Below are 860 nucleotides of genomic sequence, written 5' to 3' on the forward strand. Positions count from 1 at the left end.
ACCGTGGACGGAGATACCACCCTGGCGGCGTATCGCACCGCCACCGGCAGCTCCTACACCTTCACCTTTACCAGCACGGAAAAGGCCAATCTGCAAAAGGTGAGCACAACCAGCAACACTGCCACCGTCCGGTTTTACTTGAAGTCGGTGGTGGGCGGTCAGACCTTCATCAAGTGCGTGGATCGCACCTTGACCATTGCCAGCCCATCCCCCACCCTGAGCCCAACAGTGGTGGATGGAAACAGCGCCACCGTGGCCCTCACCGGGGACAGCTCCAAGCTGGTGAAATACTACTCGGATGCCAAGGTGACCTTTGGAGCGGCGGCGGTGAAATATGCCACCATCAAGAGCAAAAAAGTGACCTGCGGCAGCAAGTCCCTCACAGCCGACGGCACCATGCAGGACGTGGAGAACGGGAACTTTACCTTTACTGTCACCGATTCCCGAGGAAACACCACCACCAAAACCGTCACCAAGACACTGGTTAACTACACCAAGCTGACCTGCAACCTGGGGGATGGCGTGCCGGACGCCACGGGAAAGTTTGTTTTCCGGGTGTCGGGGAATTTCTTCAATGCCAGCTTTGGGGCGGTGACCAACACCCTGACCGTCCGGTATCGGTACCGGGTGGATGGAGGCGCATACAGCCAGTACAAAGCCATGACGGTGAGCAAATCCGGCAACTCCTACACCGCTACGGTCACCCTCACCGGCCTGGACTATACCAAGCCCCACCAGTTTCAGGCCCAGGCGGTGGACAAGCTGGCCACTGTGACCACCCAGGAAAAGACGGTGCGCAGCATCCCGGTGTTCGACTGGAGCGAGACAGATTTTAACTTCAATGTACCGGTAACGGTACA

Annotated in this window: 1 protein-coding gene; it reads left to right on the forward strand. The window is 58.0% G+C overall.

The features are described from left to right. A partial coding sequence (locus tag B5G37_RS15420) for a hypothetical protein (RefSeq protein ID WP_158099452.1) occupies window positions 1–860 on the forward strand: 860 nt, incomplete at both ends.

The sequence above is a fragment of the Pseudoflavonifractor sp. An85 genome (assembly GCF_002161235.1).
Lineage (GTDB): Bacteria > Bacillota > Clostridia > Oscillospirales > Oscillospiraceae > Enterenecus.